Raw genomic sequence first — 14,730 nt, 5'->3', positions numbered from 1 at the left:
ACATGGGTAAATTGGAACAGATCGCCGCCGCTGGCGACGTGGTGGCGACGCACATTTTCCCGCATGCGGGCCATATCAGCAAGGAACAGCGGGGGCCGCTGGCCGGCCAGCAGGCCGCGACCTTGTGGCTGACCGGCCTGAGCGGCGCAGGCAAGTCGACGCTGGCGTACGCGCTGGAAAGGCAGCTGCTGGCGGCGGGTCGCCTGAGCTGCGTGCTCGACGGCGACAATATGCGGCACCACCTCAATGGCGACCTGGGTTTCTCTCCCCGCGACCGCCAGGAAAACATCCGCCGCGGCGCCGTCGTGGCCAGGCTGATGAACGACGCCGGCATGATGGTCATCTGCGCCTTCATCTCGCCGCTGCGCAGCGACCGCGAAATGGCGCGCCAGATCATCGGCAACGACAATTTTATCGAAGCCTACATCAGCACGCCGAGCGCGCTATGCGAAGCACGCGACCCCAAGGGGCTGTACAAAAAAGCGCGGGCCGGACTGATCCCCGCATTTACGGGCGTCTCCGCGCCCTACGAGGCACCGCTGGCGCCGGCGCTGATGCTGGACACGGGCGTGCTATCGCTGGAACAGGCCTGCGAGCGCCTGTTCCAGCAACTGTGCCCGCGCTTCATCTGATGCCGCGCGGCCACCTTTTCGAGGAATGATGAGATGAGCAACAGCCACCATCCCGGCGACGGCGCGCGCCCGCGCCCTGTCATGATGATCCCCCTGCGCCGCTGCGGCAGCCATGCCCTGCGCCTGCGCCTGAACCTGTCGCCGCAGTTTTATTCACCGTATCCGCTGCACCTGGTCGATATGATGCCGCTACTACCCCTGTACGGCGACTTGCGCGACGACCGCGCCTACTTTCGCCTGGTGGTCGATGTGGTGGGCCTGGCGGCGGCCAGCATGGTCAAGTGGCCGGGCGTCGTCTTCGATCCGGTGGAAGTGTTCGAGACGCTGCGCGGCCAGCCGCGCAGCATCCACCGCGTGGCATGGGAGCTGCTGTTGCGCGCAGGCGAACGCCGCCACGCGCAGGTGGTGATGGACAAGTCGCTCGACAGCGTGCACTACGCCGACGACATCGTGAAACTGTATCCGGACATGCTATTCCTCAACGTGGTGCGCGATCCGCGCGCGCAAGTGGCGTCGATGAACCGCGCCATCATCCACGATTTCGACACGCTGCTCAATGCCAGGACCTGGCTGGCCGCCCATGCGGCAGCCGACCATGTCGTGCAACGCTATCCCCAGCGCGTGCTGACCATACGCTATGAAGATTTCCTGTCGCGGCAACAAGAGACGCTGGAAACGGTATGTGACTTTCTCGGCATTGCCTTCCTGCCGCAGATGCTGGACGTGGCCGCGTCGGCGGAAGCGCGGCAAATCGCGCAGTTGTCGTCGCTCTGGTCGGCCAACTGCTATGCGCCGATCGCGGCCAACATCGACAAATTCAGGCAGCAACTGTCGGACGATGACATCAACCTCATCGAAACGCTCACCGGCCCGTATATGGACCGCTACGGCTACACGCGCCTGAGCCCCGGTGACGCCAGCATCACGCCCGCGCTGATCGAGCTGGCCGGCATACGCTCGGCGCAAGGACGCGAACGCGCCTGGCGCGCCCTGGAACATGACAACTTCCGCGACTACGTGCTGCGCCGCTGCCGCGCCGACTATCTGGCCCAGCTGCATGCACGGCTCAGCCAGAGCAGCGGCGCGCCGGGCAGCGGCACCATCGTTACGCTGGATCAACTCGACCCGGGCGCGTTTGTCGTCAGTGATTAAGCGCCCGGCCAGCACCTGTTCCAGGCTGCGTTCCTGCGTCTGGAAGACAACTTTTTGACGGGACGCCTGCTCCGCAGTGACAAGCATGCGCATGCTGCCGGCGTTGCCGGACGGGCACGCCCCGCTCCATGGTTCCTTTTCCCTAAAAACAACAATTTCAATATCCATCGGCAATGTCCACTAGAATAGTGGGCATATGAAACATATGATTAGCGCGCCGGTCGCCAGTTTCACCGATTTATTGCTCGACGCCGTGTGCATGGTCGATGTGGAGGGGCGCTTCGTGTTCGTCAGTGCAGCCTGCGAACGCATCTTCGGCTACACGCAGCAGGAAATGGTCGGCAAGTTCATGCTCGATCTGGTCGCCCCCGCCGACCGCGCCCGCACCCAGGCGGCCGCGCGTTCCATCATGGATGGCCATGCCCAGACGCACTTTGAAAACCGCTACTTGCGCAAGGACGGCCGGCTGGCGCACATCATGTGGTCCGCCCGCTGGTCCGCCGCCGACCAGCTGCGCGTGGCGGTGGCGCGCGACATCACCCTGCTGAAACAGGCGCAGGCAAAGCAGGCCGCGCTGTACGCCATCTCCGAAGCCATGCAGGCGACGCAAGACTTGCCCGCCTTGCTGCACCGTATCCAGCACATCATCGGCGACCAGTTGCCAGCGCGCAGCCTGACACTGTCCCTGCAGGACGGAGACGACGCGCAGCCCCTCATGACTTGCCAGGCCGACGACAACGCGCCGCAGCCAACGTCGTCCCTGGCCAGCCTGCTGTGCGACGAAGTCCTGCGCAGCGGCCGCCCCTTGCTGCTGCAGCCGGGACAACTGGCCAGCCTGCCCGTGGCGCTGCAAACGGCGGCCCTCGCGCTGTCCTCCTGCTGGCTGGCCGTGCCGCTGTATTCTTCCATGGGCAGCATCGGCGTGCTGGCTTTGCAAGGCGTCCAGGACGCCGTCATCGGCACGGAGCAAGACCAAGATTTGCTGCAATTTGTCGCCAAACAGCTGGCCACCGCCATCGAGCGCCGGCAGTTGCAGACGCAAATGCAGTTCATGGCCATGCACGATGAGCTGACCCGCCTGCCGAACCGCCGCCTGTTCCACGACCGCCTGCGCACGGCGTTCGCGCGCGCGCACCGCCAGGAAGGCCGGCTGTCGCTGCTGTTCCTGGATCTGAACAACTTCAAGCGGGTCAACGACGACCACGGCCATGCCTGTGGCGACCTGCTGCTGCAGGCGGTGGCGAGCCGCCTGCGAGATTGCATGCGCGAAACAGACACCCTGGCCAGGATGGGCGGCGATGAATTCGTCGTGCTTCTGGAAAGCAATGCCACACCGGCGAACGTCAGCCTGATCGAGCAAAAAATCCATGCGGCCCTGGCCGCGCCGCTGCACCTGGGCAACGGCCAACCATTACACATCGCCGTCAGCATCGGCGTGGCCCACTATCCGGACGACGGCGATAGCATGCAGCTGCTGCTGCGCCATGCGGACCGGGCCATGTACGCATGGAAGGCGCGCGCCACCGCCGCGCGCTAGCGGTTGCCTGCTTCTGGCGACATTGCCCACATGCTATACTTTCCGCCGATGCTAAGACTCTTCACAACATGGCTGATCCTGCTGTTGATCACGGCGGTGTCGCTGAAAGCGGGGGCTGCAGGCGCCATGATGGCGGCGGGCTGCCAGCATCACGCTGCGCAGTCATCCGCCGCCGCCCACAGCGCCGGCACGCAAGCAGAAAACAAGACCCCCGCCAAGCACCCAGCGTGCGGCGCCTGTTCCAGCTTTTGCCTGGGCGAACTGATGCCGCCCTGCCTGGCCCTTCCTGCCGCAGCCTGCTCCGGCGCACAACAAGTCACCATCGCCACGGCCACCTTGCTGACGGGATTCATTCCCGACGGCCCGCGCCGGCCGCCGCGACCACTTTCCGCTTAAATACCAAGCAGGCCACCAAGGTGGCCACGATAGACCTTATCCGCCTGAAAGCAACATATGATCAAACATTTTTTCTTGCGCGGCACCTTCGCCGCCATGCTGGGCCTGCCCACGTTCGCCATCGCGGCCCTGCCCGTCATTGAAGTCTACAAGAGCGCCTCGTGCGGCTGCTGTTCCGAATGGATCAAGCATCTGGAAACGAACGGTTTTACGGTACGCGCGAAAAATGTCGAGATGCCGGCGCAATACCGCAAGCTGGCTGGCATTCCGGACGCGCTCGGTTCCTGCCACACGGGCCTCGTCAACGGCTACACCATCGAAGGCCATGTACCTGCCAGCGAGATCAAGCAGTTGTTGCGCGAGAAACCCAAGGCCAGAGGCCTGGCCGTGCCGGCAATGCCGATGGGTTCGCCAGGCATGGAAGGGCCGCGCAAGGATGCGTATGACGTCTTGCTGGTCAATAACAATGGCAGCACCAATGTCTACAAGCACTACCAATAATACTGAAGGGCGATGAAAAACGCCGCCGGAATCGCTTCCGGCGGCGTTTTTTTATCAGGCAATAAAGAACTTATTGCCTGTCAGAACTGCATCAGATGCTGTCCAGCACCGCATTCAGACTGGCGCTAGGACGCATGACCGCTTCCGTCTTCGCCGGATCGGGCAGATAGTAGCCGCCGATGTCCGCTTCCTTGCCTTGCACTGCTTTCAGCTCGGCGACGATCTTCTCTTCATTTTCGGCCAGGGCTTTGGCCAATGGCGCGAAATGCGCTGCCAGTTCCGCATCGTCCTTCTGCGCTACCAGGGCTTGCGCCCAGTACATGGCCAGGTAGAAATGGCTGCCGCGGTTGTCGAGTTCGCCGGTGCGTGGCGATGGCGACTTGTTGTTGTCCAGCAGCTTGCCGGTGGCTTCGTCCAGGGTTTTCGCGAGGATTTTGGCCTTCGCATTGCCCGTCTTGATGCCCATGTCTTCCAGCGACACGGCCAGGGCCAGGAACTCGCCCAGCGAATCCCAGCGCAAATGGTTTTCTTCCACCAGTTGCTTGACGTGTTTCGGTGCCGAACCGCCGGCGCCCGTTTCGTACATGCCACCACCGGCCATCAGCGGCACGATGGACAGCATCTTGGCGCTGGTGCCCAGTTCCAGGATCGGGAACAAATCGGTCAGGTAATCGCGCAGGATGTTGCCGGTCACCGAGATAGTGTCCAGGCCGCGGAAGGCGCGTTCCAGCGTGTAGCGCATGGCGCGCGTTTGCGACATGATCTGGATTTCCAGGCCGCTCGTGTCGTGCTCCTTCAGGTACACCTGTACCTTCTTGATGACTTCGTTCTCGTGCGGACGGTAGGAATCGAGCCAGAACACGGCAGGCATGCCCGAGTTGCGCGCGCGGGTGACCGCCAGCTTGACCCAGTCGCGGATCGGCGCATCCTTGACCTGGCACATGCGCCAGATATCGCCCTTTTCGACCGTTTGCGTCAGCAGCACTTCGCCCGTTTCCAGGTCGGTGATGTTGGCGGTGCCACCTTCCGGCACTTCAAAGGTCTTGTCGTGCGAACCGTATTCTTCCGCTTGCTGCGCCATCAGGCCCACGTTCGGCACGGTGCCCATGGTCTTCGGATCGAAGTTGCCATGCCATTTGCAGAAACCGATCATTTCCTGGTAGATGCGCGCGAAAGTCGATTCCGGCATGACTGCCTTGACGTCTTTCGGACGGCCATCGGCGCCCCACATCTTGCCGCCGATACGGATCATGGCGGGCATGGACGCGTCGACGATGATGTCGTTCGGCGAATGGAAGTTGGTGATGCCCTTGGCCGAATCGACCATGGCCAGTTCCGGACGATTCGCGTGACAAGCGTGCAAATCTTTCAACACTTCCTCTTTTTGCGACGCTGGCAGGGTCTCAATCTTGTCGTACAGATTGCTCATGCCATTGTTGACATTCACGCCCAGCTTGTCGAACAGTTCGGCGTGCTTGGCGAACGCGTCCTTGTAGAAAATACGCACGCAGTGACCGAAGACGATCGGGTGCGAGACCTTCATCATGGTCGCCTTGACGTGCAGCGAGAACATCACGCCCGTCTTGAAGGCGTCGTCGATTTCCTTCTCGTAGAACTCCAGCAACGCTTTCTTGCTCATGAACATGCTGTCGATGATTTCGCCCGCTTTCAGCGTAACCTTCGGTTTCAGCACGATGGTCTTGCCCGAGGCGGTGACCAGTTCCATCTTGACATCGCGGGCCTTTTCCAGGGTCAGCGATTTTTCGCCATGGTAGAAGTCGCCATGATGCATGTGCGAGACGTGGGTTTGCGACGCCTGGCTCCACTCGCCCATCGAATGCGGGTGCTTGCGTGCATACTCTTTGACAGCCTTCGGTGCGCGGCGGTCGGAATTGCCTTCACGCAGGACCGGATTGACCGAGCTGCCGATGCACTTGCCGTAACGGGCCTTCAAGGCTTTTTCTTCTTCTGTCTTCGCGTCTTCCGGATAGTCCGGCAGCTTGTAGCCACGGCCTTGCAATTCGCGCACGCAGGAAATCAATTGACCTTGGGAAGCGCTGACGTTCGGCAATTTGATGATGTTGGTGTCTGGATTCTGGGTCAGCTTGCCCAGTTCAGCCAGGGTATTCGGGACTTTTTGCGCGTCCGTCAGGAATTCGGGAAATTCGGCCAGTACACGCGACGCCACCGAAATATCAGTGGCGACCACGTCCACGCCAGCCGGCGCGGTGAATTTTTTGATAATTGGCAGCAGGGAATACGTCGCGAGCAGCGGCGCCTCGTCAGTCAGCGTGTAGATGATTTTGGATTTTTGTGTTGCCATGTTCATTCCCTTGTATGCGGTGATGCCTGGTGGTTAACTTTCTTCATTCCAAATACAGGACGGTTAGCCTTGCTTTGGACGGCTAGTGTGCCGGCGGTGACGCCGTGCTTGCCCACCACGTATTTTAGACTGTCCTGCCGCTGTTTGTGTATCCGATGGCGACGAATCTTATATAAGACAGCAAATATCTGAAGCTGCCGGGCCAGAACGGCCATTTTCCTCCTTGGAATGGGCGCAGGACAATAGCAGGGCATGTATGCGGCCATGAATAATCATTCAATATTGATAATATTCAAGTGGGACGATGTCACGCCCGCTCGTTCTTGACGATGCCGCGCACAGGCGTCAGCGCCAGGCAAACGTTTAGCACGATCAAGGCCCAGGCTTCATCTGGCCAGCCGCAGCAAACCCACAGCGCATTGCAGACCAAGAAAACCCAAAACCCGGCAAAGCGCCGGGCGTCCGTGCGCGAGCCCAGCAGCCAGGCCGCCAGCAGCGAAGCTGCCATGGTAATAGTTCGAGGATGTAGGACATGCGCCTCCTGTATGGCGCGAGCTTAGCCGACTTGCCATGACATCAGCGCGCGCCTGCACAGCGATGCGCGAGCGCCGCGCATGTCGCAGCGGGTTCGTCGTAAAGATCAGAGTGGTTTGCTCATTGTATAATCGGCAAGGTCTTGCTCTCCGAAAAAGCGCGGCTATACAGCTGATGCCCATCGCGATAGCAAGCGCTCAGCCAGGCGGAACGCATCCCAGCCGATGGCCGGGCCGCTACTGACGAGACCCAGCTTCTTGGGAGAATTTGGCTGCTGGCCGCGTGGCTTCGTGTAATACTTGATTGCTTCGACAATATCGGCAGGCAGGCCCGCAAGACTTGATGGAGCAGCGCTGCGCGACCCCGCGCCTGCCCACCCACGGCGAGCTGTTCGCATGGCTATTCACGAAAGAAAAAGATCATCGCTGTTGCTGGACGAGCCAGTATTCAACGCTTGAGTGCTTCCCCCGCCGATACTGTGTCGGCGGGCAGGACATCGTTCTTTTGAAAGGGATACTGAAGCTGCTTTCAGACGCCTATCCGTGGCCGAAAATGAACATGATCTTGCGCACTGGACAACGTCAAAGCCAGCGCAACAGATCAAAACAGTTTTCCGTACGTCACTTCTTGCAGACCCAACAAAAAAGGCCTACACCTCATCAGTGTAAGCCTTTGATATCAAACTAATTCTTGGTGGGAAGTGCAAGTTTCGAACTTGCGACCCCTGCAGTGTGAATGCAGTGCTCTACCCCTGAGCTAACCTCCCGAAGCGAGGCGAATTATCGCATAGGTGTTGCGGCATCTGCAAGGGCTGGCAACAGGAAATTTAGCATGTCCCGCTTTTTTTCTCAGGCGGCCGCTGGTGGCGCCAGGACGGCGGTCCAGATGCACTGGCCTTTGGCGGCCTTGTCGAGCCCGGCGATGGTGGCTTCGTGGGCGGCAAGCTCGTCGGCCGTGGCGTTCTGGAAAAGGACTTCCGCCAGGGGCACGATTTCCAGCACGGCGCCGTCGGCAGCCACTTCCACTTCTTCTTCCATGCTCAGGCTGTTTTGCCCCCGCGTCATGGCCAAGTAGACGTCGGCCAGCAATTCGGAGTCGAGCAGCGCGCCGTGCAGCTTGCGGTGGGCGTTCGACACGCCGTAACGGTCGCACAGGGCATCGAGCGAGTTGCGCTTGCCCGGATGCATTTCCTTCGCCTGCACCAGGGTATCGATCACGCCATGCACTTGCTCATGCACGGGCGGCAGGTTCAGGCGCTTGAATTCCGCGTTGAGGAAACCGATATCGAACGGGGCGTTGTGGATGATCAGTTCGGCGCCGGCGATAAACGTGCGGAATTCTTCCGCGATCTCCGCGAATTTCGGCTTGTCGCTGAGGAATTCCGTCGTCAATCCGTGGACGGCCAGCGCGCCCTCTTCCGAATCGCGCTCGGGATTGATGTAATGGTGAAAATTATTTCCCGTCAACATGCGATTGTTCAGTTCGACCGCCCCGATCTCCAGGATGCGGTCGCCCGTGCGCGGGTTCAGGCCGGTGGTTTCAGTATCGAGAACAATTTGACGCATGGCAGATTCCGTCGTAAAAGCAAAAAGCGAAGGGCACAGTATAGCAAACCTGTGCCCTTCGATGACAACTCGCGACGCCGGGCAGGCTTACGCGCGCACGGTGTCCACGCCCATATTGGCCAGCTCATCGGCCCGCTCATTGCCCGGATGGCCATTGTGGCCGCGCACCCAGCGCCATTCCACCTCATGGACGGCCTGGGCCGTATCGAGGGCTTGCCACAAGTCGACGTTCTTGACGGGCGCCTTGGCCGCCGTTTTCCAGCCGCGCGCCTTCCAGCCGTGGATCCATTCGCTGATGCCCTTCTGGACATACTGGCTATCTGTATACAACACTACCTGGCAAGGACGTTTGAGCGCCGTCAAGGCTTCGATCACGGCCTTCAATTCCATGCGGTTATTCGTCGTATTGAGTTCTCCGCCGTAAATTTCTTTCTTGGCGCCATCGGCCACCATCAGCGCGCCCCAGCCGCCCGTGCCGGGATTGCCCTTGCATGCGCCATCGGCATAAATCTCAACCTTATCCATCTTGCTGTTCCCGCCTTTTATTCGTGACCGGTGCGCCTGCCGGCACCGTCGCCGGTTTCTTGGTCCACGCCGGACCGATCAAACGCATCCCTTTGACGCGCTTGATCGCCTGCACTATATACACTGCGCCCAGATATGGCCACCAGCGCGCACCGGCCTTATCCATGAAGGCGTTACGGCGCAGCCATTTTTCTGTCCTGCAAGCAGGTGCGTAGCAGCCGAAGTGGCTTTGGCTGACGCCCATGTTCAGCAATTTTAACCAGTCTTTCATGCGCGGCATAGAGATCAGCTCGCCTGCCTGCGGCAGGTAATGGCGCCCCGTAACCCGCCCCAGGCCCTGGCGCATGCCCCACAGGCTGGCCGGATTGAAGCCGCAGACGATGACGCGCCCCTCCGGTATCAGCACACGCTCGACTTCGCGCAAGACCTGGTGCGGCTCGGCGGCAAATTCGAGTACGTGCGGCAAGACCACCAGGTCCAGGCTTTGCGAGTCGAACGGCAGCTCGTCGAAGGCGGCCACCAGGGTCAAACGGCTCTCTTGCGGCGCAAGCAAAGGCAGGCGCGAATCGAGCAGCCATTTGTTCGGCATGCGGCTGGCGGCCAGCGCGTCGAGCTGGGGCAAGCCGATCTGCACGGCGTTGTAACCGAAGATGTCGACGGTCAGGTTGTCGAGGCATTGCTGCTCCCAGGCACGTACGTACACACCGGCCGGTGTCTGCAGCCAGCCGTCAAGCGCTATAATGGATTTTTCGGATGCCACACTGTCCATTCAGTTTTCTCTTTTGCTCATGACACATTCCCCTGAACACGCTTTATCGGTACTTGCCGTGCCCGCCTTTGCCGACAATTACTTGTGGCTGATCCATGACGGCCGCCACGCCGCCGTGGTCGACCCCGGCGATGCGATGGTCATCCTCGATGCGCTGCAAGCCCATCAGTTGACCTTGTCCGCCATTTTACTCACGCACCACCACGCCGACCACACGGGTGGCGTGCCTGAATTGTTGCAGCATTTCGCCGTGCCCGTCTTCGGCCCGCGCAATGAGGCTATCACAGCCATCACGCAAGCGCTTGCCGAAGGCGATGTTGCCTATGTGGCCGAGCTGGGCTTGCAGATGACGGTCATCGACGTGCCCGGCCACACGAAGGGGCATATCGCCTATGTGCGCCAGCGCGACGAGCGCAGCGGCGCACCATGGCTGTTTTCCGGCGACACCCTGTTTGCCGGCGGCTGCGGCCGCCTGTTCGAAGGCACGCCGGGCCAGATGGCCGACTCGCTGGGCAAGCTGGCCGCCCTGCCCGACGATACGCAGGTATTTTGCGCGCATGAGTACACCTTGTCCAATCTGCGCTTCGCCAACGCCGTCGAACCGGGTAACCTGGCCTTGCAGGAACGCATCGCCATCGACACGGAAAAGCGCCAGCAAGGTTTATCCACCGTGCCGTCGACCATTGCCCTTGAGAAGGCCACCAACCCCTTCCTGCGCTACCGCGAACCGGCCATCCTGAACAGCCTGAAGGTGGAAGGCAAGCTGGCCAGCGACGCTTCGCCCGTGGAAGCATTTGCCGCACTACGCATGTGGAAAAATAACTTCTGAGGACACCTGACCAAACCTACTGCGCGTCGGCATAGGCGGCCTGCGATGCTCACTGTACTGACAGTACAGTTCCGCCTCTCGACCACCTATCCCTTCCGCTCGCTACGGTTTTGTCAGGCGCGGCAGACTTCAATACAAAAATCCCGGTAGTGCCATGAAGCATCTACCGGGATTTTTTATGGATTTAGTTGATCAGGATCAGATTTCTTCGTACAGCGGCAAGGTCAGGAATTCAGCGAACGATTCCGACGTCGACATTTCCTCGAAAATTTGGCCGGCACGCACATAGGTCGGACCGTTGCCGCCTGGCGCATCGCGCTGCACCTTGGCCAGCTCTTCCGGAATCATGGCGCGCACCATATCAGCCGTGACCTTGCGGCCATCTTCCAGCACACCCTTGCTGGAACGAATCCACTGCCACACTTGCGAGCGGCTGATCTCGGCCGTGGCCGCATCTTCCATCAGGTTATGGATAGGCACGCAACCGTTGCCGGCCAGCCAGCTGCCCAGGTAGTGGATACCCACGTTGATGTTGTAGCGCAAGCCCGCTTCCGTGATCGGCGCTTCCGGCTGGAAATTCAGCAAGTCCGACGCTTTCACATCGATGTCGGGACGCTGCTTCTCGATCTGGTTCGGCTTGTCGCCCAGCACTTTCGTGAATTCGCCCATGGCCAGCTCCACCAGGCCCGGATGGGCCACCCAGCCGCCGTCGTAGCCATCGGTGGCATCGCGCGCCTTGTCGGTGCGCACGCCGCCCATGGCGATATCATTCTTTTCCGGATCGTTCTTGATCGGGATCAAGGCTGCCATGCCGCCTATCGCTGGTGCGCCGCGTTGATGACACGTTTTCAGCAACAGCAAGGCGTAGGCGCGCATGAATGGCGCCGTCATCGTGACTTTGGCGCGGTCTGCCAGGCAGAAATCCTTGTCCAGCTTGAATTTCTTGATGCACGAGAAGATGTAATCCCAGCGGCCCGCGTTCAGGCCCGAGCTGTGTTCTTTCAGTTCATACAGGATTTCATCCATTTCAAACGCCGCCAAAATGGTTTCGATCAGGACAGTCGCCTTGATCGTGCCCTGTGGCAAACCCAATTCGTTTTGCGTCATGACGAAAATATCGTTCCACAGGCGCGCTTCCAGGTGCGATTCCATCTTCGGCAGGTAGAAATACGGGCCGGCGCCGCGCGCCAATTGTTCCTTGGCGTTATGGAACATGAACAGGGCGAAATCGAAAATACCACCGGAAATGCGCTTGCCATCGACCAGCACGTGCTTTTCATCGAGGTGCCAGCCGCGCGGACGCACGACGAGGGTGGCGATCTTGTCGTTCAGCTTGTACGACTTGCCATTTTGCTCCAGCGAAATCGTCTTGCGCACGGCATCGAACATATTGATCTGGCCCGTCAACTGGTTATCCCAGTTCGGCGTGTTCGAATCCTCGAAGTCCGTCATGTAGCTGTCCGCGCCGGAATTGAAGGCGTTGATGACCATCTTGCGCTCGACGGGACCGGTGATTTCCACGCGGCGGCATTCGAGCGCCTTCGGGATCGGCGCGATCTTCCAGTCGCCGTCGCGAATGTGCGCGGTTTCTGGCAGGAAATCAGGACGCTCGCCCGCGTCGAGGCGCTTGGCGCGTTCCACGCGCACGGCCAGCAATTGCTGGCGGCGCGGCTCGAAAGCGCGCGTCAGCTTGGCCACCAACGCCAGCGCTGCCGGCGTGAGGATCTGCTCGTAGCCGGGCTGGATATCACCCGTGATTTGCATGCCTTCTGGAAGTGCGATCGTGTTCTGCGTCATGAAGTTCTCCGGTTTTTGATCAATATAAGCAAAGGTAATCTGGTGATCCAAGTATAAGCTGAATGACTGCGCGGACAAGCCGGACAAAGGCGCAAAAACACTCTGCCGGGCGGCGCATTTGTTCTATAGTATTGCACTATAAGGCATGGAAACGAGATTAAAAATCACTTCATCTATGCGTTTTTATCACAAGTGATGCCATAACGAGAGCACAGCATGGGCCAGTTCAGACAAATATCGACCTTCGTGGAAGTGGTCGCCAAGGGCAGCCTGTCGGCCGCCGCGCGCGCGGAAGGCATTGCCCCGGCCATGATCGGCCGCCGCCTCGACGCGCTGGAGCAGCGCCTGGGCGTCAAATTGCTGCAGCGCACGACGCGCAAGCTAGCCTTGACGAATGAAGGCGCCGCCTTCCTGGAAGACTGTCAGCGCATCCTGAGCAAGCTGGAAGAGGCGGAAGCGGCCGTGGCCGAGCGCAGCGTGAAGGCCAGCGGCCATTTGCTCATTTCCGCGCCGGCCGGCTTCGGGCGTCAGCACGTGGCGCCCTTGATCCCCTCGTTCGTGGCCGAGCACCGCGACGTGACGGTATCGCTGAACCTGAACGACCGCCTGGTCGACCTGATCGGCGAAGGCATCGACGTGGCTATCCGCATCGCCAGCCTGTCCGATTCCTCGCTGGTAAGCACCAAGCTGGCAGACAACCAGCGCGTGCTGGTCGGTTCGCCCGCCTACCTGAAGCGGGCGGGCACGCCGCGCATCCCGGCCGACCTGGCGAAACATAATTGTCTGGCGATCAGCAGCGAAGGCAGCCAGCGGGGCTGGACCTTCCGCGAAAACGGCAAGAATGTGATTTTAAAGGTGGCGGGCAATATGGTGTGCAACGATGGCGAAGTACTGCACGACTGGGCCCTGGCCGGCAAGGGGCTGGCATGGCGCTCGATGTGGGAAGTGGGCGCCGAAATCGCCTCGGGCCAGCTGGTAACGGTACTGGACCAGTTTGCCGCGCCGGGCAACGATATTTATGCCGTGTTCGCCCAGCGCCGCCATTTGCCGCTGCGCATACGGGCGTTCGTGGATTTTTTGAGGCATAGCTATTCGCAAGCAGATTACTGGCGTGAACGGGCAATCTGAGGATGCCCAAACAAGACTCACCCGCGACCTACGCTGAATCAAAGCGCGCAGAACAAGGGCCATGCCAGCTACAAACCACACGCATAAGGCAGGCAAAACCCATACTTCACGAAAATTCAGGCGAAAAAAAATCCTCGGAGACCGAGGATTTCTTTATTTCGTTTGATCCAGCGTATTAGATTGGCTGAATGTTCGAAGCTTGCTTGCCTTTAGGGCCAGCGGTCACTTCAAAAGAAACGCGTTGGTTCTCTTGCAGGGACTTGAAGCCGTTCGACTGGATAGCCGAGAAGTGAGCGAACAGATCTTCGCCGCCTTCGTCAGGGGTAATAAAGCCGAAACCCTTCGAATCATTGAACCATTTTACGATGCCAGTTGCCATTACAATTTCCTATTTCAGTTAAGTTGGGCTTGCGCCCGTTATATCGTTTGAAGCAAGAAAGAAATGACAGACAAACTGCACTACTACCTCGAATCCAACGATGCCCAATTATACCAACAAAACTGAGAAAAACCATTCTTTCGCAAAATAAACTTGCAAACACTACTTTAATAGCCAAATCCCCGTCTTGCGGCGCCCTGTACCAGCGGCATGGACACACTATATCCTAATCTGCGACGCGAGTGCTTTGCGTTGTATCAAATGAATCATTGCAACCACAATACTGTGGCACTGCAACTCACACACTGAAGTGGGTAGCGGCCGCATCGCGCTCCGCCCAGAGCAGCAGTGCTTCCACTTGCACCCGCACGGCGGGCCATTCCGCCACCGCTTGTGCAGGGGCATTGAGCATGGCGCGTACCAGCTGTTCGATACGCCGGCATTCCTGGCCCAGCGCAGCAAAGCCGAAGGTGGCGGCCGAACCGGCTACCGCGTGCAGCGCACGGTGCAGTTCCGTCAACGGCTCCAGACGGGGGCCTACACTATCGCAGCGGACGCTTGCCTGCGTAATCGTTTGCATCAGGGCTGGCACGCCAGCCGCATATTTGTCATTCAGGACGCGCAAGCGCGCGCGAAAATCCGGGTCGATCAAGGTTGCCATCG

Annotated in this window: 16 protein-coding genes and 1 tRNA gene; 7 read left to right on the top strand and 10 right to left on the bottom strand. The window is 59.9% G+C overall.

Annotated features, from left to right (window positions below; genetic code table 11):
• The first annotated feature begins 2 nt into the window (after nt 1-2).
• From cysC to CSZ94_RS06420, 5 genes are all read left to right on the top strand, one after another.
• Nucleotides 3-632: an adenylyl-sulfate kinase gene (gene cysC / locus CSZ94_RS06440; RefSeq protein ID WP_102120751.1), complete on the top strand. Its 630-nt coding sequence runs from the start codon at nt 3-5 to the stop codon at nt 630-632.
• 33 nt (nt 633-665) lie between these two features.
• Complete coding sequence (locus CSZ94_RS06435) at nt 666-1,784, top strand: sulfotransferase family protein (protein ID WP_102120750.1); 1,119 nt, start codon at nt 666-668, stop codon at nt 1,782-1,784.
• A gap of 196 nt (nt 1,785-1,980) precedes the next feature.
• Complete coding sequence (locus CSZ94_RS06430; RefSeq protein ID WP_102120749.1) at nt 1,981-3,321, top strand: sensor domain-containing protein; 1,341 nt, start codon at nt 1,981-1,983, stop codon at nt 3,319-3,321.
• A gap of 48 nt (nt 3,322-3,369) precedes the next feature.
• Nucleotides 3,370-3,717, top strand: coding sequence for a hypothetical protein (locus tag CSZ94_RS06425; RefSeq protein ID WP_146009748.1), 348 nt, complete (start codon nt 3,370-3,372; stop codon nt 3,715-3,717).
• A 57-nt stretch (nt 3,718-3,774) separates the two neighbouring features.
• Nucleotides 3,775-4,218, top strand: coding sequence for a DUF411 domain-containing protein (locus CSZ94_RS06420; RefSeq protein WP_102120747.1), 444 nt, complete (start codon nt 3,775-3,777; stop codon nt 4,216-4,218).
• Nucleotides 4,219-4,309: 91 nt separating this feature from the next.
• On the opposite strand, the gene CSZ94_RS06415 is transcribed toward CSZ94_RS06420, so the two are convergent.
• The 7 genes from CSZ94_RS06415 to CSZ94_RS06385 form a co-directional block, all read right to left on the bottom strand.
• Nucleotides 4,310-6,541 (bottom strand): NADP-dependent isocitrate dehydrogenase, encoded by a 2,232-nt coding sequence (locus tag CSZ94_RS06415; RefSeq protein WP_102120771.1) that lies wholly within the window; start codon nt 6,539-6,541, stop codon nt 4,310-4,312.
• 2 nt (nt 6,542-6,543) lie between these two features.
• The gene (locus tag CSZ94_RS06410; RefSeq protein WP_102120746.1) at nt 6,544-6,756 is read right to left on the bottom strand and encodes a hypothetical protein; all 213 of its coding nucleotides are present in this window, start codon (nt 6,754-6,756) and stop codon (nt 6,544-6,546) included.
• A gap of 92 nt (nt 6,757-6,848) precedes the next feature.
• Nucleotides 6,849-7,049, bottom strand: coding sequence for a hypothetical protein (locus tag CSZ94_RS06405; RefSeq protein ID WP_102120745.1), 201 nt, complete (start codon nt 7,047-7,049; stop codon nt 6,849-6,851).
• Between the two features lie 717 nt (nt 7,050-7,766).
• A tRNA-Val gene (locus CSZ94_RS06400) sits at nt 7,767-7,841 on the bottom strand.
• 82 nt (nt 7,842-7,923) lie between these two features.
• Nucleotides 7,924-8,640 (bottom strand): DNA polymerase III subunit epsilon, encoded by a 717-nt coding sequence (gene dnaQ / locus CSZ94_RS06395; protein ID WP_102120744.1) that lies wholly within the window; start codon nt 8,638-8,640, stop codon nt 7,924-7,926.
• An 87-nt stretch (nt 8,641-8,727) separates the two neighbouring features.
• A complete protein-coding gene (rnhA, locus tag CSZ94_RS06390) occupies nt 8,728-9,165 on the bottom strand; it encodes a ribonuclease HI (protein WP_102120743.1) in 438 nt (145 codons plus the stop codon).
• The gene (locus CSZ94_RS06385; protein WP_102120742.1) at nt 9,158-9,934 is read right to left on the bottom strand and encodes a class I SAM-dependent methyltransferase; all 777 of its coding nucleotides are present in this window, start codon (nt 9,932-9,934) and stop codon (nt 9,158-9,160) included. The genes rnhA and CSZ94_RS06385 overlap by 8 nt, the downstream gene beginning before the upstream one ends.
• A gap of 19 nt (nt 9,935-9,953) precedes the next feature.
• Here CSZ94_RS06385 and gloB point away from each other — a divergent pair, with 19 nt between their 5' ends.
• On the top strand, nt 9,954-10,763 hold the full coding sequence (gene gloB, locus CSZ94_RS06380) for a hydroxyacylglutathione hydrolase (protein ID WP_102120741.1): 810 nt from the start codon (nt 9,954-9,956) through the stop codon (nt 10,761-10,763).
• 198 nt (nt 10,764-10,961) lie between these two features.
• Here the strand turns inward: gloB and aceB are convergent, their stop codons facing one another.
• Nucleotides 10,962-12,560, bottom strand: coding sequence for a malate synthase A (aceB, locus tag CSZ94_RS06375; RefSeq protein WP_102120770.1), 1,599 nt, complete (start codon nt 12,558-12,560; stop codon nt 10,962-10,964).
• Nucleotides 12,561-12,776: 216 nt separating this feature from the next.
• On the opposite strand from aceB, the gene CSZ94_RS06370 reads away from it, so the two are divergent.
• Nucleotides 12,777-13,688 carry a LysR family transcriptional regulator gene (locus CSZ94_RS06370; RefSeq protein ID WP_102120740.1) on the top strand — a complete coding sequence of 304 codons (912 nt, stop codon included), beginning with the start codon at nt 12,777-12,779 and terminating at the stop codon, nt 13,686-13,688.
• A gap of 175 nt (nt 13,689-13,863) precedes the next feature.
• Here the strand turns inward: CSZ94_RS06370 and CSZ94_RS06365 are convergent, their stop codons facing one another.
• A complete protein-coding gene (locus tag CSZ94_RS06365; protein WP_010398811.1) occupies nt 13,864-14,067 on the bottom strand; it encodes a cold-shock protein in 204 nt (67 codons plus the stop codon).
• Between the two features lie 298 nt (nt 14,068-14,365).
• Nucleotides 14,366-14,728, bottom strand: a complete 363-nt coding sequence (locus tag CSZ94_RS06360; RefSeq protein WP_102120769.1) for an Hpt domain-containing protein — start codon at nt 14,726-14,728, stop codon at nt 14,366-14,368.
• Between the last annotated feature and the right edge of the window lie 2 nt (nt 14,729-14,730).

It is taken from the genome of Janthinobacterium sp. ROICE36, assembly GCF_002869965.1.
Lineage (GTDB): Bacteria > Pseudomonadota > Gammaproteobacteria > Burkholderiales > Burkholderiaceae_D > Janthinobacterium.
This window is presented reverse-complemented; position numbering and strand designations above follow the sequence as displayed.